Annotated in this window: 2 protein-coding genes; one reads left to right on the forward strand and one right to left on the reverse strand. The window is 70.2% G+C overall.

Annotated elements, in window-relative coordinates; all coding sequences use genetic code 11:
• Positions 1-125 precede the first annotated feature (125 nt).
• Positions 126-1,022: an HAD family hydrolase gene (locus tag ACZ6DT_RS04410; protein WP_465588428.1), complete on the reverse strand. Its 897-nt coding sequence runs from the start codon at positions 1,020-1,022 to the stop codon at positions 126-128.
• Here ACZ6DT_RS04410 and ACZ6DT_RS04415 point away from each other — a divergent pair.
• Positions 1,009-1,902: an LLM class flavin-dependent oxidoreductase gene (locus ACZ6DT_RS04415; RefSeq protein WP_465588431.1), complete on the forward strand. Its 894-nt coding sequence runs from the start codon at positions 1,009-1,011 to the stop codon at positions 1,900-1,902. The genes ACZ6DT_RS04410 and ACZ6DT_RS04415 overlap by 14 nt on opposite strands.
• Positions 1,903-2,160 lie beyond the last annotated feature (258 nt).

A 2,160-nucleotide genomic window follows, 5' to 3' on the forward strand; every position in this document is an offset into this window, starting at 1 on the left:
CCCGCCTACCCCCCCCCCACACAAACACATCCCCCTCCCTCTTCCCCCGGCTCCCCTCTTCCTTTTTTTTTGTTTGTTGTTTTCCCCCCCCCCCCCCCCCCCCCCCCCCCCCCCCCCCCCACGACCTAGAACCAGCGCTCGAGCACCTGCGCGACGCCGTCCTCCGAGTTCGGCGCGGTCACCTCGTCGGCGACGTCCAGCACGTAGCGGTGCCCGTTGGCCATCGCGACGCCGTGCCCGGCCCAGCCGAGCATCTCGACGTCGTTGGGCATGTCACCGAACGCGATCACCCGCTCGGCCGGGACGCCCAGCCGCTCGGCGACCTCGGCCAGCCCGGTCGCCTTCGTGATGCCGTGCGCGGCGACCTCGATGAGCCCGCTGTTGGTCGAGTAGGTGATGTCGACCGAACCGTCGAGCACTTCGCGCGCCGCCCGCGCCATCTCGTCGGAGCTCATCCCGCGCCTGCTGATCATCAGCTTGACCGCCGGATGCCCGAGCACCTCGGCCCTCGGAGCCTCCGTGCCCTCGTGATTGCCCCAAGGGTTGTGATAGTCCGGCTCGATCACGAAGTTGCGCATCTCCGGATCCAGCGCGGACTCGCCGATCCGCTCCGCGGCGTACCGGCAGCCGGGAAGAGCGTGATCAAGAGCACTGACGGTGTCGTGCAGCAGTTGGGGTTCCAGCATGCCGTGGACCGCCACGATCCGGTCCGCCCCGATCTCGTACAGCACCGCGCCGTTCGCGCATACCGCGTACCCGGTCAGGTCCAGCGGGTTCGCGATCGGGGCGATCCACCGCGGCGGGCGGCCGCTGACCAGCACGAAGGGGACTCCGTCCTCCTTCACCCGCCGGACGACGTCGATCGTGCGTTCGGACAGGGTCTCCAGCGGACCGAGCAGGGTGCCGTCGACGTCGGAGGCGATCAAGAGGGGTTTGTCCACCGGCACATTGTCCCCGATGATCCGCCCATCGGGCGAAGTGTCGGTGGGCACCAGTACGTTGCCCCGTGTGCGCGTAGGCATCGTGATCCTTCCGGAAGATCGTTGGTGGGCGGCCGAGCCGAAATGGCGGGCCGCCGAGGAATACGGCTTCGACCACGCTTGGACGTACGACCACCTCGGCTGGCGGAACCTCGTCGACGGCCCGTGGTTCAGCGCGGTGCCGACGTTGACGGCGGCCGCGATGGTGACGTCGCGGATCAGACTGGGCACCTTCGTGGCCTCCCCGGTCGCGCGGCACCCCGTGCCGTTCACCCGCGAGCTGATCACCCTCGACGACATCTCCGACGGCCGCTTCGTCCTCGGCGTGGGCGCCGGCGTCCCGAACACCAGTTACGACGCCACCGTCCTCGACGGCCCCGAACTGTCGGTCAAGGAGCGCACGGACCGGTTCACCGAGTTCGTCGAAGCGCTCGACGGGCTGCTGATGACCGATGCTTTCGACTACGAGGGCGAGTACTACCGGGCCAAAGGCGCCCGGAACCTGCCCGGCTGCGTGCAGCGGCCGCGGTTGCCGTTCCTGGTGGCCGCGAACGGCCCGCGCACGATGACGCTCGCCGCGCGGTTCGGCGCCGGCTGGGTCACCACCGGCGTCAAGGCGGACAGCCAGGACGAGTGGTGGAAGGGCGTCGCGGAACTCGTGAAGACCTTCGACGAGCGGCTCGACGCCGTGGGCAGGGACAAGGCGAGCGTGCAGCGCTTCCTGAGTCTCGACTCGGCGCCGGTCTTCTCCCTCTCCAGTGTGGACGCTTTCAGCGACGCGGCCGGGAGGGCCGGGGAACTCGGGTTCACCGACATCGTCACGCACTGGCCGCGGTCCGGTGACTACTACGTCGGCCGCGAGTCGACGCTCGAAGAGGTCGCCAGCGACGTACTCCCAGTACTCCAGGGAAGAAGCTCTTAGGCCGATCGGGTGACGTTAACGGGCCGGGTAAACCAGTTCCGCCCAGCGGTCGTCTGACAGACAAGTACAGCGAGTGGGTGCGGCCGAAGACGGCTGCCCCTCATGGGTCACCCCGGGGGTGAATGGGGGACTGAGGCTCGGGGGGGGGGGGGGGGGGGGGGGGGGGTGCGGGGGGGGGGGGGGGGGGGTGGGGGGGGGGGGTGGGTGGGGGGGGGGGGGGGGGGGGGGGGGGGGGGGGGGGAGGGGGGGGTGGGCGGA

It is taken from the genome of Amycolatopsis sp. NPDC041971 (assembly GCF_055588925.1).